At 44.6% G+C, this 24,592-nt stretch carries 20 protein-coding genes; 11 read left to right on the plus strand and 9 right to left on the minus strand.

Annotation, left to right across the window (positions count from 1 at the left end):
• Genes ACZ449_RS23370 through ACZ449_RS23380 form a run of 3 tightly spaced genes read left to right on the plus strand, consistent with a single transcriptional unit; the run spans nt 1 to nt 4,542 of the window.
• Nucleotides 1–1,029: a protein-glutamate methylesterase/protein-glutamine glutaminase gene (locus tag ACZ449_RS23370; protein ID WP_464258442.1), complete on the plus strand. Its 1,029-nt coding sequence runs from the start codon at nt 1–3 to the stop codon at nt 1,027–1,029.
• Complete coding sequence (locus ACZ449_RS23375) at nt 986–4,144, plus strand: PAS domain-containing hybrid sensor histidine kinase/response regulator (RefSeq protein WP_464258443.1); 3,159 nt, start codon at nt 986–988, stop codon at nt 4,142–4,144. Before ACZ449_RS23370 ends, ACZ449_RS23375 begins: the two co-directional genes overlap by 44 nt.
• Before the next feature lie 2 nt (nt 4,145–4,146).
• Nucleotides 4,147–4,542: a response regulator gene (locus tag ACZ449_RS23380; RefSeq protein WP_464258444.1), complete on the plus strand. Its 396-nt coding sequence runs from the start codon at nt 4,147–4,149 to the stop codon at nt 4,540–4,542.
• Nucleotides 4,543–4,807: 265 nt separating this feature from the next.
• Here the strand turns inward: ACZ449_RS23380 and ACZ449_RS23385 are convergent, their stop codons facing one another.
• The 3 genes from ACZ449_RS23385 to ACZ449_RS23395 all read right to left on the minus strand — a co-directional run bounded on the left by ACZ449_RS23385 (nt 4,808) and on the right by ACZ449_RS23395 (nt 9,624).
• The gene (locus ACZ449_RS23385) at nt 4,808–5,185 is read right to left on the minus strand and encodes a RidA family protein (protein WP_464258445.1); all 378 of its coding nucleotides are present in this window, start codon (nt 5,183–5,185) and stop codon (nt 4,808–4,810) included.
• A gap of 16 nt (nt 5,186–5,201) precedes the next feature.
• The gene (nifJ, locus tag ACZ449_RS23390; protein ID WP_464258446.1) at nt 5,202–8,711 is read right to left on the minus strand and encodes a pyruvate:ferredoxin (flavodoxin) oxidoreductase; all 3,510 of its coding nucleotides are present in this window, start codon (nt 8,709–8,711) and stop codon (nt 5,202–5,204) included.
• 253 nt (nt 8,712–8,964) lie between these two features.
• Nucleotides 8,965–9,624, minus strand: a complete 660-nt coding sequence (locus ACZ449_RS23395; RefSeq protein WP_464258447.1) for a helix-turn-helix transcriptional regulator — start codon at nt 9,622–9,624, stop codon at nt 8,965–8,967.
• Between the two features lie 336 nt (nt 9,625–9,960).
• On the opposite strand from ACZ449_RS23395, the gene ACZ449_RS23400 reads away from it, so the two are divergent.
• Entirely contained in the window at nt 9,961–11,307 is a 1,347-nt protein-coding gene (locus ACZ449_RS23400) for an MATE family efflux transporter (RefSeq protein ID WP_464258448.1), read from the plus strand.
• Nucleotides 11,308–11,433: 126 nt separating this feature from the next.
• Here the strand turns inward: ACZ449_RS23400 and ACZ449_RS23405 are convergent, their stop codons facing one another.
• The 4 genes from ACZ449_RS23405 to ACZ449_RS23420 all read right to left on the minus strand — a co-directional run bounded on the left by ACZ449_RS23405 (nt 11,434) and on the right by ACZ449_RS23420 (nt 13,988).
• The gene (locus tag ACZ449_RS23405; RefSeq protein ID WP_464258449.1) at nt 11,434–12,081 is read right to left on the minus strand and encodes a TatD family nuclease-associated radical SAM protein; all 648 of its coding nucleotides are present in this window, start codon (nt 12,079–12,081) and stop codon (nt 11,434–11,436) included.
• Between the two features lie 22 nt (nt 12,082–12,103).
• The gene (locus tag ACZ449_RS23410) at nt 12,104–12,910 is read right to left on the minus strand and encodes a pyridoxamine kinase (RefSeq protein ID WP_464261930.1); all 807 of its coding nucleotides are present in this window, start codon (nt 12,908–12,910) and stop codon (nt 12,104–12,106) included.
• 200 nt (nt 12,911–13,110) lie between these two features.
• Nucleotides 13,111–13,569, minus strand: a complete 459-nt coding sequence (locus tag ACZ449_RS23415; protein WP_464258450.1) for a chemotaxis protein CheX — start codon at nt 13,567–13,569, stop codon at nt 13,111–13,113.
• Complete coding sequence (locus tag ACZ449_RS23420) at nt 13,566–13,988, minus strand: bacteriohemerythrin (RefSeq protein ID WP_464258451.1); 423 nt, start codon at nt 13,986–13,988, stop codon at nt 13,566–13,568. The genes ACZ449_RS23415 and ACZ449_RS23420 overlap by 4 nt, the downstream gene beginning before the upstream one ends.
• Nucleotides 13,989–14,435: 447 nt before the next feature.
• On the opposite strand from ACZ449_RS23420, the gene ACZ449_RS23425 reads away from it, so the two are divergent.
• The 7 genes from ACZ449_RS23425 to ACZ449_RS23455 all read left to right on the plus strand — a co-directional run bounded on the left by ACZ449_RS23425 (nt 14,436) and on the right by ACZ449_RS23455 (nt 22,560).
• Nucleotides 14,436–15,614 (plus strand): pyridoxal phosphate-dependent aminotransferase, encoded by a 1,179-nt coding sequence (locus ACZ449_RS23425; RefSeq protein ID WP_464258452.1) that lies wholly within the window; start codon nt 14,436–14,438, stop codon nt 15,612–15,614.
• 101 nt (nt 15,615–15,715) lie between these two features.
• Nucleotides 15,716–17,269, plus strand: coding sequence for a DUF4127 family protein (locus ACZ449_RS23430; protein WP_464258453.1), 1,554 nt, complete (start codon nt 15,716–15,718; stop codon nt 17,267–17,269).
• A gap of 90 nt (nt 17,270–17,359) precedes the next feature.
• On the plus strand, nt 17,360–17,899 hold the full coding sequence (locus ACZ449_RS23435; RefSeq protein WP_464258454.1) for a GNAT family N-acetyltransferase: 540 nt from the start codon (nt 17,360–17,362) through the stop codon (nt 17,897–17,899).
• A 73-nt stretch (nt 17,900–17,972) separates the two neighbouring features.
• On the plus strand, nt 17,973–18,170 hold the full coding sequence (locus ACZ449_RS23440; protein WP_464258455.1) for an H-type small acid-soluble spore protein: 198 nt from the start codon (nt 17,973–17,975) through the stop codon (nt 18,168–18,170).
• A 193-nt stretch (nt 18,171–18,363) separates the two neighbouring features.
• A complete protein-coding gene (gene cydD, locus ACZ449_RS23445) occupies nt 18,364–20,100 on the plus strand; it encodes a thiol reductant ABC exporter subunit CydD (protein ID WP_464258456.1) in 1,737 nt (578 codons plus the stop codon).
• Nucleotides 20,097–21,821 (plus strand): thiol reductant ABC exporter subunit CydC, encoded by a 1,725-nt coding sequence (cydC, locus tag ACZ449_RS23450; protein ID WP_464258457.1) that lies wholly within the window; start codon nt 20,097–20,099, stop codon nt 21,819–21,821. The genes cydD and cydC overlap by 4 nt, the downstream gene beginning before the upstream one ends.
• A gap of 43 nt (nt 21,822–21,864) precedes the next feature.
• Nucleotides 21,865–22,560, plus strand: a complete 696-nt coding sequence (locus tag ACZ449_RS23455) for a DUF2225 domain-containing protein (RefSeq protein WP_464258458.1) — start codon at nt 21,865–21,867, stop codon at nt 22,558–22,560.
• Nucleotides 22,561–22,627: 67 nt separating this feature from the next.
• Here the strand turns inward: ACZ449_RS23455 and ACZ449_RS23460 are convergent, their stop codons facing one another.
• Together ACZ449_RS23460 and larA are read right to left on the minus strand one after the other, a co-directional pair.
• The gene (locus ACZ449_RS23460) at nt 22,628–23,131 is read right to left on the minus strand and encodes a flavin reductase family protein (RefSeq protein ID WP_464258459.1); all 504 of its coding nucleotides are present in this window, start codon (nt 23,129–23,131) and stop codon (nt 22,628–22,630) included.
• Between the two features lie 46 nt (nt 23,132–23,177).
• Complete coding sequence (larA, locus tag ACZ449_RS23465) at nt 23,178–24,437, minus strand: nickel-dependent lactate racemase (RefSeq protein WP_464258460.1); 1,260 nt, start codon at nt 24,435–24,437, stop codon at nt 23,178–23,180.
• Nucleotides 24,438–24,592 lie beyond the last annotated feature (155 nt).

A 24,592-nucleotide genomic window follows, 5' to 3' on the forward strand; every position in this document is an offset into this window, starting at 1 on the left:
ATGGGTAAAATTAAAGTGATCGTTGTTGATGACTCTATATTATATCGCGAAGTATTAGCAAAAGGTCTATCGGCAGATATGGATATTGAGGTTGTTGCTAAGGCAGTCGATCCTTTTGACGCTCGTGATAAAATTATTCAGTTTCGACCAGATGTTATGACACTTGATGTACAAATGCCAAAAATGAATGGTATTGAGTTTTTACGACGGTTAATGCCCCAATATCCCTTGCCAGTAATTGTTATTAGCTCTATTAGCGATGCTGTTTTTGACGCTGTTACGGTTGGGGCGGTTGATTTCGTGGCCAAACCTGATATTCAGTCCCCCAAAGGGGTAGAGAATTTTATTAACGAGCTGATTATCAAAGTCAAAATGGCTGTGTATGCAAAACCAACACAGCTTACATCAAGCGGGATCTCTGTTCCTAGAGTGAATAACCCTGGATTATCTGACAGCAGTAAAATTATTGCAATTGGCGCCTCTACCGGCGGAACCGAGGCCATTTATAATATATTGAAACAACTGCCGCCCAACATACCCGGTATTGTGATTGTTCAGCATATCCCGCCGGTGTTCTCGCGGATGTATGCGGAACGCTTGAATGGTTCGACCGCATTTCAAGTAAAAGAAGCTCGGACAGGAGATATGGTTTCTCCGGGCAAGGTGTTGATCGCCCCGGGGAATGAACATATGAAGATCAAAAGATATAGTGATGGATTTAGGGTTAAATGCTATGAAGACGAAAAGGTAAACGGACACTGTCCTTCAATTGACGAACTCTTTTTCTCTGTTGCCCAGGAAGCTGGCGCTAACAGTATCGGAGTTATCCTCACAGGGATGGGGTGCGATGGGGCAAAGGGGCTTTTAGCCATGCGTAAGCAAGGCGCAAAGACAATTGGTCAGGATGAAGATACTTCTGTAGTCTATGGTATGCCTAAAGTCGCCTATAATATCGGCGCAGTAGCAAAACAGGCTGCGCTGCAAAATGTACCGCAAGTCATCTGTTCAATGCTGGGATATGGCAAATGACAGAGCGTTACCTAAAACGCAATGCTACTATGAAAGTGCAGGTGCCGTGAAGATGCTTCGCAGTTTCCTAAACAATAACCAACTTATTTTAGCATTATCAAGTATTGGTGATGGCGTTATTGTGTCTGATTTATCAGCAAATGTTGTATATATTAATCAACAAGCTGAAACGATAATCGGGCAAAAATCGGATGAGGTCATTGGCAAAGGCTTTGATGAGGTTTGTAATATTATACACTGTGAAACCAGGCTGCCTATGCGCAGCCCAGTATTAGAGGTAATTCGGACCAATACCACTCTGGGCTTTGAAAACCATGCGTCTATTTTCCGTAACGGAGAGCTGGTCTTTGTTTCATCAACCTGTTCTCCTTTTGGTAATACAGAGGGGGAAACAATCGGGACTATTACTATCTTGCGTGATGTTACAAGGTTTAAAAAATGGGAATTGTATTATTTTAATGAAGAAAGGAACCTGCGCAATATTTTTAACTCCACACCAGTGGGGATGGTTCTCCTAAATAGCTCTTTCAAAATTACGGATGTAAACAAAACCGCTCTGAATATCAGCAATAAGTCCAAGAGTGAAGCGTTAGGTGATTTCTTTGGTAACGCAATTTGTTGTGAGAATAGTACAAACCAATGTGGCAGTGGTCTTGATTGTCAAAGTTGTGATATCAATGCTTCCATTCGACACTCTTATGAATTCAACGTTCCGGCAGCTACTATTGAGTGCCAAAAAACGTTAAAGCAGGGCAATAAGAAAAAGGTACTTTGGCTGAAGATCGGTGCTACGCCTGTGAGTATTAATGGTGAGCGGAATATTGTTGTAACAATTGTAGATATTACAGATGAAAAGGAACAGGAATTGACTGTTGTTAGGGCCCGAGATTTTTATTTTTCGATGTTTGAAGGAATACCGGCCATTGTTTGGCGTACCGGAATGCAACAGGAATATCTGTATTTGAACGACTATTGGGCAAAATTCACCGGACGGACACTTGAAGAGGGGGCTCTTTATCGCTGGCTTGAATTTGTCCATCCTGATGACCGAAAAGCATACTTTGATGCATCTTTGCAGGCGTTACAAAAATCAAAAGCCTATCAATCAGAGATTCGCATGTTGCATAAAAGCGGGGAATACCGCTGGCTATATTGCATAAACCGCCCCTTCTACGATATAGAGGGCAAGATAACGGGCTTTATTGGCATGGGTTTAGACATAAATGATAGGAAGACAGCAGAAGAAGCCTTAACCCGATATAAGGCTTTACTAGAAAAAGCACGCGATATTATTCTTTTTATCGGTTTCGACGGCCATATTATTGATGCTAATGATGCAGCAGTACAGGCTTACGGATATACGCGTGAGGAGTTACTATCCTGTACAGTTTGGAATATACGACAAGCGAACGATTTTATCACAAAACAAATGCTGGCTGCTTATCAAGAAGGAGCGTTCTTCGAGACAGTGCACAGAAGAAAAGATGGAACTGTTTTCCCAGTCGAAGTTAGTTCAAAAGGAACTGTAATTGGAAAGCAGGAAGTTTTACTAAGTATCATACGAGATATTACTGAACGGAAAATTGCGGAACAAGAGCTAAAGACAGCAAAGGAAGCCGCAGAGGCAGGGAGTAGGGCTAAAGGTGAATTTCTAGCCAACATGAGTCATGAAATTCGTACACCAATCAGTGGTATAGTAGGAATGATAGATTTAACGCTTATGACAAACATCGATAGCGAACAGAAAGAGAACTTGATTACTGCTAAGTCTTGTGCTAATTCGTTAGTGGGCATTATCAACGATATTCTAGACTTTTCAAAGATAGAGGCTGGAAAACTTCATATTGACAGTATTAGTTTTAGTCTTAAAGACCTTATTGAAGAAACGATTAGGGCCCATTCGGTAAAAGTGGTAGAAAAGAACATTGATCTAAAGTACATGATAGCAGCAACAAATCCACCGGTATTAAAGGGAGATCCTAACCGATTGCGGCAAGTGCTTAACAATCTAATTAGCAATGCCATAAAGTTTACTAAGACAGGTGAAATCACTGTGTCAATTAAACAGTTACTTGTTGAGACCGGCAAGGTTGAGTTGCTTTTTTCTGTCACAGATACCGGGATTGGTATTTCTCAAGAGGATATTTCTAAGCTATTTAAACCGTTTAGTCAGATCGACGGGTCGATTACTCGTAAATTTGGGGGCACTGGTCTTGGACTTGCCATTTCTAAACAATTGGTAGAAATGATGCATGGTTCCATTTGGGTGGAAAGTCAAGTTGGAAAGGGAGCTAGCTTCTTCTTTACCATTCAGTGTGAGATAGGCGACAAGCTGCAGGAAAAACAAAAGCCGATTACAGCATCGTATAAAACATTGTTTCCGAAAAAGATTCTCTTAGCTGAGGATAATCATGTCATCCAAGGGGTGGTTATGCGGTTATTAAGAGAAATCGGGCATTCTGTTGAAGTAGCCAATAATGGCTTAGATGTATTGGATTTAATACAGCGTAATCCGAATCAGTTTGATTTAATTTTGATGGATATTCAAATGCCTCATATGGATGGTGTAGAGGTAACAATACTGATTCGAGCCCATGAAGCAGTCATGGGGGGACATATACCAATAATCGCGCTGACTGCACATGCATTGTATGGTGATAAGGAGCGGTTTATCAATTTGGGAATGGATGGGTATTTATCAAAGCCTATTTCGATTTCTGCGTTAGCACAAGAAATTGATGATATTTGGAGTAAAGATGGGAAACTCCAGGAGATTAAGGATTTGAAAGTTAACGAACAGGGAGAGTTCTACTCGGTGAAAACAACAAAACAAGCTTCCCCACTAGAAGAGGACTCTTTAGCAGAGCTATCCTACCTGGTAAAACAATTCAAGATGTCCTTAGATCGTGTCGATATTCCTACAATTGAGGAATATGCTCACAGACTAAAAGACGAGTTCAACACGCGCGGGATTGATGAACTGAAAAATTTAGCCTTCAAAGCAGAACTTGCGGCTAGGCGTGATGATATTCAACAAATTACTGAAGTTGGAACACAGTTGATAGACAACTTTTCGACATTATTGCGAACCTATTATTATGCTAAGGGGGAATGAAAATGCGGGTACTAATTGCCGAGGATGATGTAACGAGTAGAAAATTTTTAGCAAAGTTTTTATCTCAATATGGTGAATGTGATGTAACAGTTGACGGATTGGAAGCACTTGACGCGTACTTATTGGCATTAAAGGAAAGTCAACCCTATGACCTTATCTGCTTAGACATTATGATGCCTAAAGTAGATGGCGTAAAAGCGCTAAAGACCATTCGCGATCTTGAAAGACAAAAGGGCGTCAAACCTGAGAATCGTGTAAAGGTTATCATGGTCACGGCACTTGCCGAAACCCAGTATGTACAACATTCCTTTGACATAGGCTGTGAGGCTTATGCTGCAAAACCTGTTGATACCGATAAGCTTGTGGAAGTTTTGAAAAAATTAGGGTTAATCCAGTGACACAATGCACCTTAGTAAGCGATAGACTGAAGTGCTAACGATACAAATAGGAAACACAGGCTTTATTGCCGCTAACAAGAAGAAGTCCCTTGCCAAGTGGTAAGGGACTTCGATAAGCAGGATAATACAAGGGCTCTTTACCCTCCGCAATTCAGTTGTGAATCATGTGGCAAGGCAATGTATCTACGATATTACAAGAAGTCTATGGATTTGAGTATCGAATTTCGGATGTGCTCGAAACCAAAAGGCTGCGATAGGGGTTTTCTTATAAACAAGCAATTGCTTCAATCTCAACTAAAACGTCTTTCGGTAGCCGTGTAACTTGGACACAGCTTCTTGCTGGTGCATCCTGGCAGAAGCATTCGCCGTAGATTTTGTTGAGTGTCTGAAAGTCATTCATATCCGCCAGAAAAACCGTGGTCTTAACAACATTTTTCATTGTGAGATTTTCACTTTTTAGAATGGCAGTAAGATTATCCAGGACCTGTTTGGTTTGAGCGGCAATGCCGCCGGCTACGATATTGCCGTCTTTCGGATCAACGGGTATTTGACCAGAAATAAACATAAAGTTACCTGCTTTTATGGCCTGAGAGTATGGTCCTATCGCCGCAGGAGCTTTATCGGTAGTAACAACGCTTTTCATAAAATAAATTCCTCCCTTATTGTTTAGCCAATATCCTGTACTTTTCCAATCTTTCTTTGGCATCTTGCTCGGTTTTTTCAAATAAAGCTTCCGCCTTATCCGGGAATTGTTGTTTCAAAGACGAATAACGCACTTCACCCAGCAAAAACTCTTTAAAGTTCATGGTTGGTTCTTTAGAATCCAGCGTGAATGGATTTTTCCCAGCATCCTTGCTTTGTGGATTGTACCGGTACATAGCCCAGTAACCGCTGTCAACAGCTCGTTTTGCCTCTAGTTGGCTGCAGCCCATACCGACTTTCATGCCGTGATTGATGCAAGGAGCATAGGCAATAATCAAGGACGGGCCTGGGTACGCCTCGGCTTCGGCAATGGCTTTAAGGGTTTGGTTTTTATCGGCCCCCATAGCAATTTGCGCCACATAAACATAGCCATAGCTCATGGCCATCATGCCAAGATCTTTCTTCTTAGTCTTTTTGCCGCTAGCCGCGAATTTAGCAATGGCGGCGGTTGGCGTAGCTTTGGAGGACTGGCCGCCTGTGTTGGAATATACTTCGGTATCAAATACCAGCACATTGACATCTTCACCAGAAGCCAGCACATGATCTAACCCGCCAAAACCGATATCATAGGCCCAACCGTCACCGCCAAAAATCCATTGGGAGCGTTTAACCAGGAAATCTTTGTTGTTATAGATTTCATTGAGCAGCGCGTCACTGCCCTTTACTTGTTCTAACAGCGCAATCAGTTTATCGGCACGTTCTCTGGTGCCTTCACCCGTATCTTTATTGGCTAGCCAAGTTTCACAAGCAGCCTTATATTCATCTCCCAACTCTAGGTTAGCGGCCTTTTCAATCGCTTGCGCTACTTGTTTTCTGAGCTGCTTTCCAGCCATCAACATGCCTAAGCCATATTCGGCATTATCTTCGAACAAGGAGTTTCCCCACGCTGGACCATGACCACGATGGTTGGTGGTATATGGCATAGAGGGAACACTATCAGCCCAAACGGAGGAGCAGCCGGTGGCATTAGCCACCATCATTCGGTCTCCGAATAATTGGGTCACCAGTTTGGCATACGGTGTTTCACCGCAACCACCACAGGCACCGGAGAATTCTAAGAGCGGTTGTTCAAACTGGCTGCCTTTTACGGTGAAGGGATTGAGTGGATTGGTTTTCGGAGCAACGGTCATGGCATACTCCCAAACTGGCGCTTGCTCCAGTTGTGTTGCCAGTGGTTTCATTACCAGCGCCTTTTCTTTTGCCGGGCAAACCTGGGCACAGTTGCCACAGCCGGTGCAATCATACGGCGAAACGGCCATCGTAAAATACAAACCGTCCTGACCCTTGACTGATTTTGCCAGCAATCCGGCCGGTGCCTGTTGTTTTTCTTGCTCAGTAAGTAGTACCGGCCGGATCGCAGCATGTGGGCAAACAAACGAACATTGATTGCATTGAATACACGCTTCCGCCTGCCACTCTGGCACATCAATCGCAACACCGCGTTTTTCATAAGCAGCCGTTCCCATGGGATACGAACCGTCTTCCAAACCGATAAAGGCGCTGACTGGGAGTTTATCGCCTTCTTGCCTGTTCATCGGGAGTAAGACATTTTTAATAAAGGCCGGAACTTCTTTGCTGCTGGTTTCGGATTGTTCCTCAGCCGTTTGCCAGGAGGCAGGAATGTTGACCTTTACAATGGCGTTTATCCCCTGATCTACAGCCGCATTGTTCATGGCAACTACTTTTCCACCTTTTTTGCCATAGGACTTTTGAATGGCATCTTTTAGGTACTTTATAGCATCTGCTTCTGGAATAATGCCGGCAATTTTGAAAAAGGCCGACTGCATAATCATGTTAATCCTGCCGCCAAGACCAATTTCCTGAGCAATTTTCACGGCATCAATGATGTACATTTGAATGTTATTAGCGGCAAGATACTGTTTCATGGCAGCTGGCAGATTTTGGTCTAGTTCGGCTTCACTCCAGCGGCAATTCAACAGGAAGCTGCCACCTTGTTTCAACCCTTCTAAAACATTATAGTTATATACATAAGACTGATTGTGGCAAGCGATAAAATCCGCTTTATTAATGAGATACGGCGATTTTATCGGTTTTTTACCAAACCGCAAATGGGAAATGGTAACACCACCAGACTTTTTGGCATCATAGGCAAAATAGGCCTGGGCATACATGTCGGTGTGATCGCCAATAATTTTAATGGTATTCTTGTTGGCTCCGACGGTTCCGTCTGAACCAATCCCCCAAAACTTGCAGGCTTTTGTACCGGCGGCGGTGGTGTCGATATCGTCGCCAAACGGCAGGGACGTATGATTTACATCATCGATAATGCCGACAGTAAAGTTGTCTTTAGAGCTATCTGCTTTAAGGTTTTCAAAAACACCGTGAATATGGCTGGGGATTACATCTTTGCCGCCAACGCCACAGCGTCCGCCCACGATGACAGGCTGCCACTCTTTGCCGTAAAATGCGTTTTTGACATCGAGGTAGAGCGGTTCGGCTAGTGCTCCCATTTCTTTGGTTCTGTCAAGTACAGCAATTTTTTTCACAGTAGTCGGTATGTATTTAAAGAAGTGTTCCAGCGAAAACGGCCGATAGAGATGTACAGTCAGCAAGCCTACTTTTTCACCCTTGGTATTGAGATAATCCACCACTTCTTCAATGGCTTCACACATTGAGCCCATGGCAATAATCATGCGTTCGGCATCAGGAGCGCCATGATAGTTGAACAGATGGTATTCTCTGCCGGTCAGTTTGCTAATTTCGGCCATATAGTCTTCGACGATGGCCGGAATATCTTGATGAAAACGGTTAGATACCTCTCTTTGTTGGAAGTGGACATCAATGCCTTGCACTGTGCCTTTAGTCAATGGATGATCAGGATTAAGCGCCCGTTTTCTAAAGGTATCGACAGCGTCCCGGTCTAGCAGTTTGTCCAATTCTTCATATTCGAGAACTTCAATTTTTTGCACTTCGTGTGAGGTTCTAAAACCATCAAAGAAGTTGAGAAATGGCACTCGCCCTTTAATGGCTGATAAATGCGCTACAGCCGCTAAGTCCATAACTTGCTGGACACTGCTCTCAGCTAACATGGCAAAACCAGTTTGTCTGGTAGCCATAACGTCAGAATGATCGCCAAAAATACTGATGGCATTGGCGCCAATTATTCTGGCGCTGACATGGAACACGCCTGGTAGTAGTTCACCGGCAATTTTATACATATTGGGAATCATCAGGAGAAGCCCTTGCGAGGCTGTATAGGTAGTAGTCAATGCTCCCGCATGCAGCGAACCGTGAACAGCTCCGGCTGCACCGCCTTCTGACTGCATTTCGACAACCTCTACCGTCTGCCCAAATAGATTCTTTTTGCCTTGAGCAGCCCACTCATCCACACTTTCCGCCATATTAGACGACGGGGTAATGGGAAAGATCGCTGCTACATCGGTAAATGCGTACGATATGTAGGCTGCTGCTGTATTTCCATCCATTGTTTTCATGTTTCTTTTCATGTAAAAATCCCCTTTTCACCAAGTATTTAATTGCCATAAGATAATCACATTTTCCCCAGTCGCATTGATTTTTGACTGACACTCCTTTCCGATTTTCGGTGTACCACATATATATTATGCAGTCAGCGTCTTAGAGCGTTTATCAAAACGTCAAGAGCTTTTGCAAGTGCTGTAAGATTTGCTGGCCAACTTATGTCTTCGACAGAAGTTGGCCAGTGAGATCCTGAACGCACCAACATCACTGCTTACTGACCTACTTCGTAGATAAATATCTATAAATTGTACTTTCTGATGTTTTCAACGCATTGGCTACTTTGGTAATGGCCCCTTTTATTTTTAAAATTCCATTTTGCCGCAAAGCTTGTACTGCTTGATTTTTCTCTTCACTGGACAACCGTTCACTTGTAACGTTATACATCGACAATACTTTGGCAATTTCGTTTTCGATCACATGGTCGAGAGAAGAACTTAAAGATTCTTGTACATCATCACTGTCACCAATCGACTCGGTATGATTGAACATGTTATTTAAATACCCGTCGACAATATTCGTGTGGTTATTGTAGTTTTCTCTTGAAGCAAGAATATTGACACACAGCATTCCAATTAGTTCACCGCATTCATTTTTAACATAATAGGTAGAAGAGATTAACTTCTCACCACTTTCGGTTTGACTGCGATAATTAATCATAGCGTTGCTTCGTAAATAACACTTATTTTCCAGCAGCTTTAGCCCCAAATCGGTTAATGGGCAGCCAATATACCTGCCACTTATATAGCCATTGCGAATCGCAATGACCGAATTCTCAACACCTTCAATATTGTGGAGCAAGACTTCACAGTGAGGACCAATAATATCCGCAATAAAATCTACTAATGGAATGTAGGATTCCAAATTTTTACTAAAGTTCATATATTCTCCCTCTTTGGGCTCTCAAATCGTATTATGTTTGTTATATTCTCTAATTAATAAAAAAATCCTCTTGTAATAATAAAAATATTATCATAATAAAAAATTGCCATTAGAGGTGACGCGGAGAACCGTATCACCTCTAATGGCGAAAAATGGCGTCCAGCCTTATAAATACAGGGTGGAGGTCAGTCCTTTTACCGAAAAGGAGCTGGAGGATCATACTAAACTATCGCTGTTGCAAGCTGCGCTTGTTATTTGATACTCTTACGCGTATAATTATTAATTACGATTTGGGTATTGAATACTAAGGTTTTATGGATGTTGAGGTGGCCGGTAGTGAGGCAAACATATACGCTGCAAGGAAAAATTCGACAGTTAGTAATTATTTTATTACCGATATTTGTAACACAGGTATCCTTATGCTCTCTAAGTTTTTTTGATACTGTGATGTCAGGTCATGCCAGTCAGAATGATCTGGCGGGTGTGGCGATTGGGTCGAATCTTTGGATGCCTGTATTTACAGGGATTAACGGAATACTGATGGCGCTTACGCCAATCATTGCCCAGCTTAACGGCGCAGGCCGTCACAAAGAGATGCCGTTTGTTGTGGTGCAAGGCAGTTATCTTGCTGTGGTGCTTGCTGGCATTGTCATCATGACCGGTGTATTTTTAGTTCGCCCGATTCTTTCTTCTATGAATCTTGAACCAGCTGTGTTTGATATTGCTTGTCGTTTTTTAACGGCAATTGCTTTTGGAGTCGTTCCGTTTTTTCTCAGTACGGTGCTGCGCAATTTTATGGATACTCTTGGCTATACGCGCATAACTATGCTAATTATGTTGGGAACCTTGCCGATTAATGTGGTACTAAATTATTTGCTTGTCTTTGGTAATTTCGGTTTTCCACGGTTAGGGGGTGTCGGAACTGGCTACGCGTCTGCCATTACCTATTGGATTATTCTGTGTGTGACTGGCCTAACGCTTTTACGAATGCAGAAGTTTAGCCGCTATGCTATAGTAAAAAGAACGTACCCAGTTTCGCTGGCAGCGTTGAAGGAACAGTTGCGTATCGGTATACCTATTGGTTTTGCTATTTTCTGCGAAACAAGCATTTTCGGTGTAGTGGCTACATTAATGGCGCGATTTGGTACTGTTACTATTGCTGCGCACCAAGCCGCGATCAACTTTGCGGGACTAGTTTACATGCTGCCGCTGAGTATCAGTATGGCGTTGACTATTGTTGTTGGTTTTGAAATTGGGGCAAAAAGATTCCGGGATGCTCGTCAGTATACGTATTTGGGTGTGGGTTTTGCCGTATTTGCCGCTATCTTTTGTGCATTGGGATTAGTATTGTTTAATTCGGAAGTAGCAGGCCTATATACAAATGATTATGATGTGCTGATATTAATACAGCATTTCCTATTGTATGCGGCTTTTTTTCAATTGTCTGATGCTGTGGCAGCACCTATTCAAGGAGTGCTAAGGGGCTACAAGGATGTCAAAGTTACCTTTATTATTGCGCTGCTATCTTACTGGGTTATTGGTTTGCCGCTTGGTTCTATCCTGTCCTATAACCAGGCGTTTGGTCCGTTTGGCTACTGGCTTGGTTTTATTGTCGGACTGGCGGTTGGTGCAACTGCATTATTGCTGCGACTCACCAGAGTTCAAAGAAAAAGTTTGGCATGAGAATTTTTTTATAAATTTTAATGGTCTGGGCTTTAAGAAGAGCTGGGACAGTTCAAATGCTTCCCACTAAATTAAAATAACACGACATTGTGCTTTGTCGTGTTATTTTAATTAGCGGAGGACTTGTTATTCAAAAGGCCGCACGCGCAAGGGTAGGCCAAGTTTATCAACAAGCGCTTGACAGGCTGCGATTTCTGCTTCTCCAATGCAATCGACAACTGTTAGTACAACATGAGGAACATATTTTTTACAGGTAACAGCGAATGCTAACATAGCGTCAAACGACTGGATACCAAACTGACTACGCGTCAGGCGCAAATATTCTGTGGAATTAGAAGCATTCAAACTAATCGACACTGTATCAATGAGTCCCTGAAATAAAGGGGCGATTTCTTTGCCTGTCTGAAGATCACAAAGACCATTGGTATTAATACGCAGCGGGATATTTCCGTTGCGTTGCTTTAGGTAGGTAGCTATTTCCAGCAAAGCATCCAGACGCATCGTCGGCTCGCCGAAACCGCAAAAAACAATTTCATTAAAATGCTTCATATCATATTTTGCAAATTCTGCTATGACTTCCTGTGCAGAAGGCTCGCGTTTCAGCCATAGCGAATTAGATTCCTGGATTTCCTTCGTATGGCGCAGGCAAAAAGTACAGGCACAGGTACACTGGTTAGTAAGATTAACATAAACATTTGTTTTACGCAAAGGCTCGCGCTGCAGCCGATCTGCCAAGTTTTCATACCCGTCGTTTTTAGGTGTGTAAAGTAACATAGAATAACTTCCTTTTTTATAATTATTTGAGGTCTGTTAAGTACTCTTCAAAGCAGATCCCATACTGCACGGGAATGTTTTGCTTAACCGTATAGGTAATCGTCTTACTGATAAAATTTGCCGCCTTTGCTACTGCTGTAGCAAAATCAATACCCTTAACTAAATTGGCAGCGACAATGGACACAAATACATCACCAGTACCGGAACGATCCTCACCTATCTTGCTTACACTAATTATCTGATACGGTTTTCCTTGTTCATATACAAAATTCTGCATATTATTTCCGTTTGGCAGACCTGTGATGACAATTCTGCGCGGCCCGTATGCACACAGGGCTTGAGCAATATGTTCGAGTTCCTGGGCTGTCAAGACGCGATTCGGGTATGGAATATCCAATAACCTGCAAGCCTCAGTAAGATTGGGCGTTAAAACATGCGCATAATTAAGCAACCGTTTCATTTCATGACACATTTCTTGGGTATAGGAAGAATATAGCTTTCCATAATCGCCCATAACCGGGTCTACAATAATTGTCGTATGGTCACTTGTGAATCTTTCTAAAAACTCAATGACAATATCGATTTGCTCTGCTGAACCTAAAAAGCCAGTACAAATACCATCAAACTCTATACCTAGTTCTTCCCAATTATGCATGTACTCTCGCATACGCATTGTATAATCATCCAAGAAAAACTTAGGAAATCCTGTATGAGCGGATAAGATGGCAGTAGGCAATGGGCAACATTGTATCTTCATGGCTGATATAATTGGCAAGGCAACTGCTACAGAACAACGCCCGAAACCAGTTATATCATTAACAACAGCCATCCGTTTTTGTCTTGGTACATTCAAAAGTTCATCCTCCTTCTACTGTCCACTTATGTATTATAACATAGCTGATTTTTTTCGCGAACAGATTGGTCTGACGTTTTATTAACCTGATTAAAAATTAAGCCAGGGGACACATTACTAGCGTCCCCTGGCTTAATTCGTAATAGAATTGTTTTATGTTTATCAAAAAACGAAAACTATTTCTTTTCATTAAGAGAAATATATATATTCATATCTCCTATATTTGTATGCAAGGGGATATTCAGGGTCTCCTGCGCAAACTGCGGAGCCACAGCGGCATTAGTGACTGCAATTTTGGGTGGCATAATATCACAATGATAATTAGTCTTCGCCAGATAGCTTGCTGCATTACCACTAATAATGTTAGATATTTCCCCCATGGCGGAAGTAACAAAACTATCTAATTCCTTTATTTCCATTCCTGACATGATTTGCACAATATTTAATGTCGTATCTTGTGGAAATTGAAATAAAATGGAACCCGCAACATCACCGATCACATTAATCTGGATATCTACTTCCTGCTTCCCACCAGCTACAGCTCCCATTGTTCCCCGGCTTACTTCAATATCTAACATAGCTTTAAAAACTTCCGTAACAGCCTTAAAGACTGGATTGACATATTCTGCCTTCATATTCTTTCCAACCCCTGTTCTGTCACATATTGTGCCATCTTCTGATCTGACGCAACCACATGATTAATTAACCAAGCCAGCAATCTACCCGCTAATTTTTGCACAGCTTCTTCATGATAACCGGCAGCTGCAAATTCTTGCGCCATACTTTGGATATCGGCCTTAAATGCCTCATGAATGGCATGATGTTCTTCAAAGTCTGGATAACCTAATGTTTGTTGATACTTTTCTTCATAATTAAAATGTGTTACTACATACTCCTGAAGAAACACCATCGTCTCCTTTACTTTCTTTATTTTTTCCTCCCAACGGCCGTCCTGGCGAATCGCTTGCACAAAATCAGCGACACGGCTAAACAGTTCCTCATGTTGCTGATCAATGGTCGGAATTCCGATTTTATATTTTTCTTTCCATAGCATAGGACATCTCCCCTTATAAATCGATAATTATTATTTATTGATTATTATAATCTAATATTTAGAAATAGTCTAGTAAAAGTACCCAATAAATAAGTCCCCATCGTGGAAAAGATTAGAAAAAAACATTTAAATTTCGCGAGTTTGTATGACATTAGCAATGTCTCCTCTTGCAATTATTTTGTAAATGTGGCATGATTTTTGTTGTATACATCGTAATTGACTTATCATTTAGTAAATGTGATACTAAAAAAATAGTCCGATAGAGCATCGGTCATATACAGTGAATTGTTTATGAGGTAATGCCAATTAAAATTTACATAGGTACTTTATGGTAAGGGGGATGGACGATCATACTGATTGACAGAGCATTACACACGCGGAAACCGATACACTTTAGTATGAAGTACTTTAAATGAATACGATTATGATAAGGATGTGTTTTGTAATATGAAGGGATTTTCAAAACTGACCGATGGCTTGCTTGGGCAACCGATGCTTGAGATACTAACGTCTGTTTGTGCTATGGAAGCCGCAGGAAAAAAGGTATATCGGTTTGAAGTAGGCGATGCAAATATTGACCCTTATCCACATGTGATTGATGCTGTAAAGGCAGCTCTTGATGCTGGTGATACTAAGTATGTTGACTCGCAGGGGATTTTGCCGTTAAGGGAGTCAATTTGTGATTACACTAAGAGAAAATTGGGGTTTAGGCCGGATCCTTCCCAGGTCGCCATAATGCCGTCAAACAGTGTCATTGATTTTGTTATGCGTTGTGTCGTTAATCCTGGAGAGGAGGTTATATTCTCCGACCCGGGTTTTGCTGTTTATATAGCTGTTGCCAGCTATTTAGGTATAAAAGCGGTAAAGGTGCCTGTGTGGGAGAAGAATGACTTCCGTTTAAATCCGGATGACTTATTGCCGCTTATCACTGACAAGACCAGACTGATTATAATAACGTCGCCGCAAAACCCTACGGGGGGAGTCATGACAGAAGCCGAGATACTTAGGGTAGCTGAAATTGCGAGAGAAAAGGATGTATATTTGCTTAGTGACGAAATTTACGCAGAAAACCTTTATGATAGCTGCTGTCACTATTCACCTTCAGTCATCGATCAATGCCGGGAACGGACCATTATTCTGAGTGGCTTTTCAAAAGGTCATTCCATGTCTGGTTTCCGACTGGGCTATGCGATTGGGCCTACCGATTTGATCGCGAAAATGAGTCAAATGTTTGAGACTGTATACACCTGTCTACCGCCCTTTATTCAGCATGCCGGTGTTAGTGCCCTCAGTACTCCGCCAGAACTCATGAAAGCACGTATCGATCGTTATAGGAAGCTGCGAGACTTAATGGTAGCACGGTTGAATGACATTCCTGGCATTACCTGCTCAACACCAAAAGGCGCAATTTATGTTTTCCCTAATATTACCGGTACGGGTCTGACTAGTAGAGAGTTTGCTAATCTTGTACTGGAAAAGGCTGGGGTTGCGGTGGTACCGGGGCCCTGTTTTGGTGACGGGGGCGAGGGTTATGTTCGTATGTGCTATGTCCGTGATGAGGCAACCATTGAAGAGGCCTGCGCAGCAATGAAGAAAGTATTAACTGAGGCAAAAAGAACAATGTAAATATATAGCAGGATTTATCTATTCTAAACTAGAAAATAGCCATAACTCATATAATTGAGCTATGCTATTTTTTTCGCTTGAATTCAATAGGGAGTAAAGTTATGAACAAATATAAATATCTTATGTTAACGGTGGTAGCTGTCCTTTGGCTGGCGGCGCCGTCCGTTAGTGCCCAGACCATAGCTTATATACCAATGGATGATCGCCCGGTTAATCTGGATTATGTTGTCGACACGGCTAAAGCAGCCGGCGTGGATATCATGGCACCCCCAGCAGCCCTGGTAGGCAGTCGCGGTGAGCCGGGCGACCCGGATGGCCTGTGGGAGTGGCTATTTGCACATGCTCTTATGGCTGATGAGGTGGTGGTATCAGCCGATTCTCTTTTGTACGGCAATCTCGTGGACTCTCGTACTCATAACATTCCCTTACCTGTTATTGAGAACAGGCTCAATAATTTTGCTAAGTTAAAGGCTCTTAAGCCGACAATGAGTATATATGTTCATTCTACCATTATGCGTACACCTAAATCTGGTGAAGGCGATGAAGAACCGTCGTACTACAAAGTATATGGGCCGAGCATTTTTAGGATTACCGCCTTACGTGATCAGGCTGAGACGCGGGGCTTGAGCCGTAAAGAGCAAAACGAGCTCGGCAGCTTGCTGGACAAGGTGCCGCAATCGATATTGAGTGACTGGTATGCCCGGCGGGAGAAGAACTTTATTGCTAATCGGCGTCTGGTTGATTACGCTAAAAACGATACTTTTACTTATTTTTTGATGGGGCGGGATGATTGCGCACCTTACTCCCAGTCGCATATGGAGTCTCGGCAGCTGGCTGTTGAGACGACAGAACTACCGCTGAACAGATACGCCTCATTCCCGGGAGCTGATGAAATTGGGATGCTAATGGTGGCGAGGGCGGTCAACAACGCGGCAGGCCGCAACCCCACTGTGCGGGTATTGTTTGCTCCCGGTGCCGGTCCGGACACGGTGCCTTCCTATGAGGACGTGGCCGTCGGCCAGACCATCAATGCACATATTTTGGCTGCCGGGGGCATACCGCTGAATTCAGAGCAGGCTGATCTGATACTGACGGTAAATACGCCTGAGGATGGTGTTACCCGTGAGGCCGATAGTACCTTTAATCGCGGCCAATTTAGGGCGGCACCTGTCGCTTTGGCGGCAGATGTAGCGCGCGAGGTAGCTGCCGGGCATCGGTTGGCGGTAGCAGATATTGCTTTTGCCAACGGCGCGGACAACACCTTCATGTCCGAGTTGCGGCGGCGTGGCCTACTCTTTAAGCTGGAGTCCTACTCGGGTTGGAATACAGCGAGCAATGCTATCGGCTATGCGATCGGTCAGGGAATGTTGGCCAGTGATATGGCGCCAATGGACAAGAACAGGCTTCTTGCAGTGCGATTTTTGGACGACTGGGCTTATCAAGCTAATGTTCGGGACGAGGTAGGAAGAGAAATGCTTTACCCACTTGGTGGCAACTGGTTTTGTCTCGATGGGGTGACCCTTCGGTTGACGGCCGAGACCGATCAAAGACTGCGGGCCTTCGCCGCCGCAAATTTCTCCGCTTATCCGCTGAATACTGTTAAGCTGTCCTTTCCCTGGAACCGGATGTTCGAAGTAAAGTTTACTTTTTCATGATAATATTAGATAATAGGAATACTATATATGTTTGGCAGTATAGTATATGGAGTGAAGACGAAGGGCGTTGGTTGTGTGGAGTGTGGGTGTATGCTTCAGGGTAAGAAGGTTTGTCTTAGGACAGTACGTGAGTCTGACCTTGAATTAATTTATAGTTTAATGACCGATGTATCGCAAAAGGGTGAGTTTTGGTTAATTGATATTCCTGCCGAACCGGCATTTCGACGGGGATTTGCCGATAGAGGCTTCTGGCATGAACACTTTGGTCGGCTGCTTATTACCGATCAGCAAGATGAGGGACGAGTTGTCGGCGAAATTATTTATTATCGCAATGCCGATTACCGGGCTGGTTATGAGGTCGGTTACCAGATTTATCGGCGCTCCGATCGAGGAAAAGGCTACATGTCTGAGGCGTTGGCGTTGTTTTCGGCATTTTTATTTGAATCCAAGCCCATTCCCCGGCTACAGCTTACGGTAGTTGCTGGCAATGAGTCCAGTCGCAAGGTGGCCGAAAAATGCGGCTACCGTTATGAAGGGACATTGCGTAAGGCTGCATTTCTTGCAGGTAAGTATGTTGATCTTGAACTACTTGGGCTGCTTTCGGACGATTGTCCACCGCTGCGGTTATAGGGCGCGAGTTGGCAACGCTGGAATAATAGGTGGCCATCAGGTGAAATACTACTTGCAAAAAGGAGTGGTGTTCATGGATGCAAGGCGCGCCGAACAAATTATGAAATCGGCAGATATCATTGGTGTAATGTACCGTAATAATTATGTCTGGATTGAAGATGTTGATAAAGGCCGGAATACGGCTTATGTAACCTATCTGGAAGAGCGTAATACCGTACATGTCGGGATTGACCAGCTTGAGGAAACAGGACCGATAAAACAATTGCAGTAAAGGTAAATGTACCAGTAGAATTTTACCGATAAGCAGGAATCGCGTTACTATTTGTAGTATTTCTAAATAAAAAGCTAAACCGCCATACGCTGGCGGTTTTATTTGTCCAGACAGGTGCAAGCAGGCTTAGCAGTCGCTATCGTTTTTGTTAAAGTGAGTACACGGTATTTTCTTTATAGGCAGGTGAATGACATTGCTTGATAAGCAGTTGGTTAAAGAGGCGGGAAAACAGCGCGGGTTATTGGCTGTTGTTACGTTCCTCGGTGCTGGTGGCGGGGTGCTGGTGGTTATTCAGGCCTATTATCTTACTCAGGTTATTGATCAGGTATTTTTAGGTAAACAAGAGTTAGCTGTTGTTGCGCCTGTTTTATGGTTGCTTGCCGGTTTGGCGCTGCTGCGGGCGGTGATTATGTATGGCGAAGGAGTACTAGCGTTTGCGCTGGCATCAGAGATAAAAGCAGCTCTTCGGCAACGGTTGGTCAATCATGTATTGGCGCTGGGGCCAGTGACAATGGCGCAGCAGTCTGCAGGCGAATTGATCAATATTATCAGTGAGGGCGTAGAAAACCTTGACGCGTATTTTTCTAAATATCTGCCACAACTGCTGAAGGCTGTTATTATTCCAGTGTTTATCCTGGCAGCGGTGGGACCGCTTGATACTACCTCGGCTGGTATTATGCTGGTGACTGCGCCGTTAATCCCGGTGTTTATGATCCTGATTGGTAAGTTGGCTGAGAAGCGCAATCTCAGGCAATGGGAGACGCTTAATAGCTTGAGTGCGCATTTTTTGGACGTACTGGCAGGATTAACAACCTTAAAGCTGTTTGGTCGGAGCCGGGAACAGCTAGCTATTATTACTCGGGTAAGTAACGAGTTTCGTGATGCTACCATGGATGTGCTTAAGGTAGCTTTTCTGTCAGCCTTGGTGCTGGAATTATTAGCTACCATCAGCACAGCCCTGGTAGCGGTTACTGTTGGCCTCCGGCTCTTATATGGGGAAGTCACATTTACGCAAGCCTTGTTTGTGCTACTATTAGCGCCAGAATATTATCAGCCGCTGCGTATGCTGGGCAGTCAGTTTCACGCCGGCATGGACGGAAAATCGGCAGCGGCTGACATTTTCCGACTATTGGCGATAAAAGGCCAGGTAATGGCAGAGGGTTCAACACCTATGGCACTCAAACAGCGGATTGCATTGGAGTTTCGCGAGGTTTATGCTGATTACCAACAAGGAGCGCGGCCTGCCTTAGCGGGGGTGTCATTCACGCTAAAGACCGGGCAACACATGGCTGTCGTGGGACCGAGTGGGGCGGGTAAGAGTACGCTGGCCGCATTGCTGCTGAATTTCTTAGTTCCGACAGCAGGCGAAATTCTGGTAAATGGCCAGGCGCTCCGCACGCTGTGTGCTAGTGATTGGTTGCAACAGGTGGCTTTTGTTCCACAGCGACCACATTTGTTTCAAGGTTCGGTGGCTGATAATATTCGGTTAGCGCGCCCAAACGCCTCACTTGCGGCGGTAGTGGCAGCGGCCAAGGCGGCTGGGGCGAATGACTTCATTATGGGTCTGCCTAGCGGCTATGATACGCTGGTGGGAGAAGGCGGTCAGGGAATCAGCGGCGGTGAGCGCCAGCGCGTGGCGATTGCCAGGGCATTTTTACAGGATGCACCATTGGTCATCTTAGATGAAGCGGCAAGGGGACTTGATGTCAAATCCCAGGCTGTCCTTGATAGTGCCCTTTCGCGACTGCTTGCCGGGCGGACGGCGCTTATTATTGCTCACCGCGTAACTACCGTACGCCAGGCAGATAAAATTATGGTATTGACTGCTGGTCAGATTGCCGAAACGGGTACACATGCCGAGCTGTTGGCCAAAAATGGAATATACAGCCGGTTGGTGGTGGCTTCGCGGGCAGGGGAGGCGGCGTTATGATTAAGGTGCTGCTAGGCAAGCGCGCGACTATTATCATGGCTGCTGCAGCCTGTATTTTGGGAAGTTTTACTGTTTATGCCAATGTCGGATTGTTAGCAGCTTCGGCCTGGCTAATTTCGGCAGCTGCATTGCATCCACCGTTAGCCGAATTGTCGGTGGCGATTGTGGGGGTGCGATTCTTTGGATTGGCGAGGGCAATATGTCGCTATGGGGAACGGTATGTCAGCCATGAGGTTACCTTCCGCTTATTGGCCGAAATAAGGGTATGGTTGTATAGCAAGGTTGAGCCCAAGGCACCAGGCGGTTTGGGTAGGTTTGCCACAGGCGATATTTTTAGTCGCCTGGTAGCCGATGTGGAGACTTTGAAGTTCTTTTATTTGCGTGCCGTTTTTCCGTTGGTCATTGCCATAGTGGTGGTTGTGGCATTAGTGGCGTTACTAGCATGGCTGGCGCCTTGGTTGGTGTGGCCGGTGCTGGGGATGGTTTTGCTGACAGGCTGCGTTGTGCCTGTATGTATTCATTGGCTGGGGTACAGGGCTGGGCAAACCGTGGTTGCCGCTAGGGCCAGCTTTAATGGAGTATTGGCTGACAGTATTAATGGCCTTACCGAACTGGCAGCCTTGGGGCAGGATAAGGTGCAGGCAGCAAAGGTTGCTATGGCAGCTGCCAGTCTGCGGGTTCACCAAAAAAAAGCCAATGCTATTACAGTATTGGCTGAGGCTATAGGTGTATTGGGATTGAATCTAACGGTTCTTATTATCATTATGCTGGCTGCGCCGCTGATTACTACCGGGCAGCTCCCTGGCGTCTATCTGGCTGTTGTGGCGTTGGCGGTGCAGGCCAGCTTTGAGGCTGTTTTGCCACTGCCTGCGGTAGTATATTATTTGCAGGAAAGTGCAGCAGCTGTGGAGCGCCTGCAGGATATTACCTGTCCCCAAGAGGGCGGGATCACAGGTGTCAGTATTGCTCCTGTTGGGCCGTTAACTCTGGCGGCCGATAAGCTGTCGTTTTCGTATCAGTTTGGTCAGACGCCGGTGTTGTCAGACATATCTTTCAGTCTGCCCCCAGGCAAACGCCTGGCCGTGGTCGGGGCAAGCGGTGCAGGCAAAAGTACGTTGGCTGGCCTTGTGTTGCGGTTTTGGGATTGTCAGCAGGGGGCGTTGCTGCTAAATGGTTCTGATATCAGGCAATATGACCCTGAGGCGGTTCGTCAAGGGGTGAGTGTAGTCAGCCAGGACACGTATCTGTTTGATGCGAGCATTAGGGACAATATTCTGTTGGCTAAACCACAGGCTACGCCGGACGAAGTTGCGGCGGCTATTAAGGCTGCTATGCTCAGTGACTTTATCACTCGGTTGCCGCATGGTCTGGATACTCGGACCGGGCAAAACGGACTAGCTCTGTCTGGTGGGGAGCGTCAGCGGATTGCCTTAGCTCGGGCGCTGCTCAAGGACGCTCCCATATGGCTTTTAGATGAGCCAACAGCAGGTCTTGATGCAGAGGCTGAGCAGGTGGTAATGAACCATATTCTGCAGGCAGCCGGTCAGCAGTCTGTGTTTTTGATAACCCATAAGCTGACCGGGTTAGAGGTCATGGATGAGATTATTGTGCTTGATAATGGCAAAATCGCGGAACAGGGAAGCTGGGCGCAACTGCTGGCGGCAAGAGGATTATTTTATCAGATGTGGACACTACAGCTAGATCTTCTAAATATTGCTTGAGACAACAGTTCTATTATGGTAAGGTATATATGGAGGCGATACTATGGCAGAGCCGACTTACTCGGCAGAAAAAGAGTGTCCAGTGTGTCAAAAGAAATTTAACGTTACCCGCACGCGCGGCAGGCAAACCCTAGTGAAACAGGACAGTGATTTTTGTTCGCATTTTCAAGATATAAATCCATACTATTATACCGTTTGGGTGTGTTCTCACTGTGGTTATGCGGCAGCGGACGGCAATTTTTCGGAACTATCGGTGGCCGCTAAAGATAAGATTGCTAAATTCTTGGGAAATAGGACGGTAAATGTAAACTACAGTGGCATTCGTACTCGCGAACAGGCCATATCGACTTATAAACTAGCCATTTTCTTTGCCGAGCTGATTGAGGCATCGGCCAGCAAACAGGCAGATTTATATCTTAGGCTCAGTTGGTTGTACCGGGAAGGGGAAAATGAGCATGACGAAAAAGCCGCCCTTGCTATTGCCTGTGAACAGTATGAGCAGGCATTGTTTCGTGAGCGGTTGCCTATCGGTACATTGAGTGAAACAGCGGTCAGTTATTTAATTGGTGAACTGGCGCGGCGGACTGAGCAAACAGAAAAGGCCTTATTATATTTGGGCAAGGTTGTTGGTAATCCGGCAGCCAAGCTGGAACCTCGGGTATTAAACCTGGCACGAGAGGCCTGGCGTGAGGCCAAGGTGGTACGTGACAGAGAAAAGGCAGAGGCGGCAGCAGAATAACGCAATAGCCATAACCCAAGATAAAAAATGGGGCTGACGGAATTCCGTCAGCCCCATTTTTTTAATTCTACTCAGTTTTATAAGCAGCGACAATTTCACCAAAATACAGGGTATGGTAATCGCCATCGGCATAGCAGGTGCTTTGGGTGGCTGAATCCAGGTTTTCTGGTGTCATGGTCTCTTTAAACAGGACTTTGCATTCCAGTTGCAGACCGGGAGCGGCAATAACCGGGGTAGATATGGACTGACCGGCAGCAAGGGTAAGCTTTGCCGCGACAATTTTATCCAGGTCACGGCCTGATTTGGAGCCGCACAGTGCCAGCGCTGCCTTCATGTCAGCAAGTGGTAAGGTAATAGTGAATTCATTGCTTTGTTCGACAAGCTCTTTGGTAAAGCGGGATTGCCGTACCATAGCAGTAAATACTGGTTTACGCCACATAATGCCGACACTGCCCCAGCCAATTGTCATAGTATTGGTTTTACCGCCATATGCTGTTGTCATAAAGGCATTTTGGGGCATAAGTTTAGCGGCCTCTGCGGAAAATTGTTCATAGGTAAGTTGGTTTGTCATAATTTCTCCTCCTTATTGATACACATAATGTTATATATAAATAGTTTTACTTTACATAAGGAATGGATAGTGGTCCATGTGGCAGTACTGCCACACTGGCTCCAGGTTTATTTGATAATAGTTGGGTTATGGTACCGCAAGGGTTAGCAACCGGAATAAGCTTGGCGTCCTTAACGATTTGTTCAGCCAGCGTGGAGTAGAGATAACAGTCGGCTTTCTGCAGAATCATAGCCTGCGCCTGAACCTGCCACTGGTCAAATACTCTAAATTCAGGGGTGTTAATCATAGCTAAAAGTTCCTGTGGTGTTGCTTTCATTGTGAGAATTTTACCATAGTTGCCATGAACAGGTACACCATCTGAGCATTCTGAACAAGTTAAGATAGCACCACCTTGTTTAACGATTTGAGCGGCAGCGCTCATACCCTTAACGGTTTGATAAAGGTTTTGGTCAAGCGGATAGCCAGAGTTGGTGGTAATCACAATGTCAAAGAGCTGGTCAACAGGAAACATGGCATGCTCCTTAACAAAAGCGCAGCCAGCACGATGAGCGCTAAGCAGTTCGCCTGCAAATACCTCAGTGATTTCCTTTTGACCATTGAGTGTGACATTAAGCATAAAGTCTGGTTTGGCCATTAAGCAGTTTTGAGTAGCTGCATCCTGGACAATATTACCATCAATGATTCCCCAGGTGCTGTTGCTGTGCCCAATCATTTGTGCGTTGTGAAAGTCCTGAATGGTAGATATACCGGCAATGCCGGGGCAGATACCTTTGGGGCCACCAGAAAAACCAGCAAAAAAATGGGGTTCAATAAAGCCTGTCACGATTTTAAAAGTACAGTTAACATAGGTTTTATTAAGATATACATCAGAACCATAGCTGTTTTTTCCCACCAGCACGAGTTCTTCAGGGTCAAAGGCATTGTGATTAATAATGCGGACAGTATCGACGATTTCCTGGCCAAGCATTTCAATAAGTTCCTGGTTGGTATTGGGACGATGACTGCCTAAGCCGTTAATAATGACAAAGTTTTCTTTGGGAACATGAACTAGTTCTTCCAAAAGCCAAGGGACAAGCTTATGATTGGGTGTGGGGCGGGTCATGTCTGAGATGACAATGGCAATAGTATCAGCTGCAGTAACTATGTCTTTGAGGGGTGGTGATCCAAGTGGTTGGCGCAAGGCTTTTTGTACAGCTGCTTTGTCATCGTTCAGGCCGTCCAGATGTTGGGGTTCAATAATTACTGCCCGATCAGGCACCATGATAGAGAGTGTGCCTTTCCCGTAAGCCAGAGATACGTGTTTCATACTGATACCTGCCTTTCATTTGTAGGTATATATACATTTTATCCTGAATTTATTGGAACCTCAATAGTTTTGCCAATATTGGCCTAAAAGAATCAAGCTACGAAAATAAAAAAGTAATGTATTGCCTGTCTGAAACACGTACCACGTCACGTTAT

It is taken from the genome of Desulfosporomusa polytropa (assembly GCF_055380075.1).

Excerpts from the sequence above, each read along its gene's own strand:
- ACZ449_RS23370 (WP_464258442.1), top strand. The coding sequence starts at position 1 with ATGGGTAAAATTAAAGTGATCGTTGTTGATGACTCTATATTATATCGC.
- ACZ449_RS23375 (WP_464258443.1), top strand. The coding sequence starts at position 986 with ATGTACCGCAAGTCATCTGTTCAATGCTGGGATATGGCAAATGACAGA.
- ACZ449_RS23380 (WP_464258444.1), top strand. The coding sequence starts at position 4,147 with ATGCGGGTACTAATTGCCGAGGATGATGTAACGAGTAGAAAATTTTTA.
- ACZ449_RS23385 (WP_464258445.1), bottom strand. The coding sequence starts at position 5,185 with ATGAAAAGCGTTGTTACTACCGATAAAGCTCCTGCGGCGATAGGACCA.
- nifJ (WP_464258446.1), bottom strand. The coding sequence starts at position 8,711 with ATGAAAAGAAACATGAAAACAATGGATGGAAATACAGCAGCAGCCTAC.
- ACZ449_RS23395 (WP_464258447.1), bottom strand. The coding sequence starts at position 9,624 with ATGAACTTTAGTAAAAATTTGGAATCCTACATTCCATTAGTAGATTTT.
- ACZ449_RS23405 (WP_464258449.1), bottom strand. The coding sequence starts at position 12,081 with ATGTTACTTTACACACCTAAAAACGACGGGTATGAAAACTTGGCAGAT.
- ACZ449_RS23410 (WP_464261930.1), bottom strand. The coding sequence starts at position 12,910 with ATGGCTGTTGTTAATGATATAACTGGTTTCGGGCGTTGTTCTGTAGCA.
- ACZ449_RS23415 (WP_464258450.1), bottom strand. The coding sequence starts at position 13,569 with ATGAAGGCAGAATATGTCAATCCAGTCTTTAAGGCTGTTACGGAAGTT.
- ACZ449_RS23420 (WP_464258451.1), bottom strand. The coding sequence starts at position 13,988 with ATGCTATGGAAAGAAAAATATAAAATCGGAATTCCGACCATTGATCAG.
- ACZ449_RS23425 (WP_464258452.1), top strand. The coding sequence starts at position 14,436 with ATGAAGGGATTTTCAAAACTGACCGATGGCTTGCTTGGGCAACCGATG.
- ACZ449_RS23430 (WP_464258453.1), top strand. The coding sequence starts at position 15,716 with ATGAACAAATATAAATATCTTATGTTAACGGTGGTAGCTGTCCTTTGG.
- ACZ449_RS23435 (WP_464258454.1), top strand. The coding sequence starts at position 17,360 with ATGCTTCAGGGTAAGAAGGTTTGTCTTAGGACAGTACGTGAGTCTGAC.
- ACZ449_RS23440 (WP_464258455.1), top strand. The coding sequence starts at position 17,973 with ATGGATGCAAGGCGCGCCGAACAAATTATGAAATCGGCAGATATCATT.
- cydC (WP_464258457.1), top strand. The coding sequence starts at position 20,097 with ATGATTAAGGTGCTGCTAGGCAAGCGCGCGACTATTATCATGGCTGCT.
- ACZ449_RS23455 (WP_464258458.1), top strand. The coding sequence starts at position 21,865 with ATGGCAGAGCCGACTTACTCGGCAGAAAAAGAGTGTCCAGTGTGTCAA.
- ACZ449_RS23460 (WP_464258459.1), bottom strand. The coding sequence starts at position 23,131 with ATGACAAACCAACTTACCTATGAACAATTTTCCGCAGAGGCCGCTAAA.
- larA (WP_464258460.1), bottom strand. The coding sequence starts at position 24,437 with ATGAAACACGTATCTCTGGCTTACGGGAAAGGCACACTCTCTATCATG.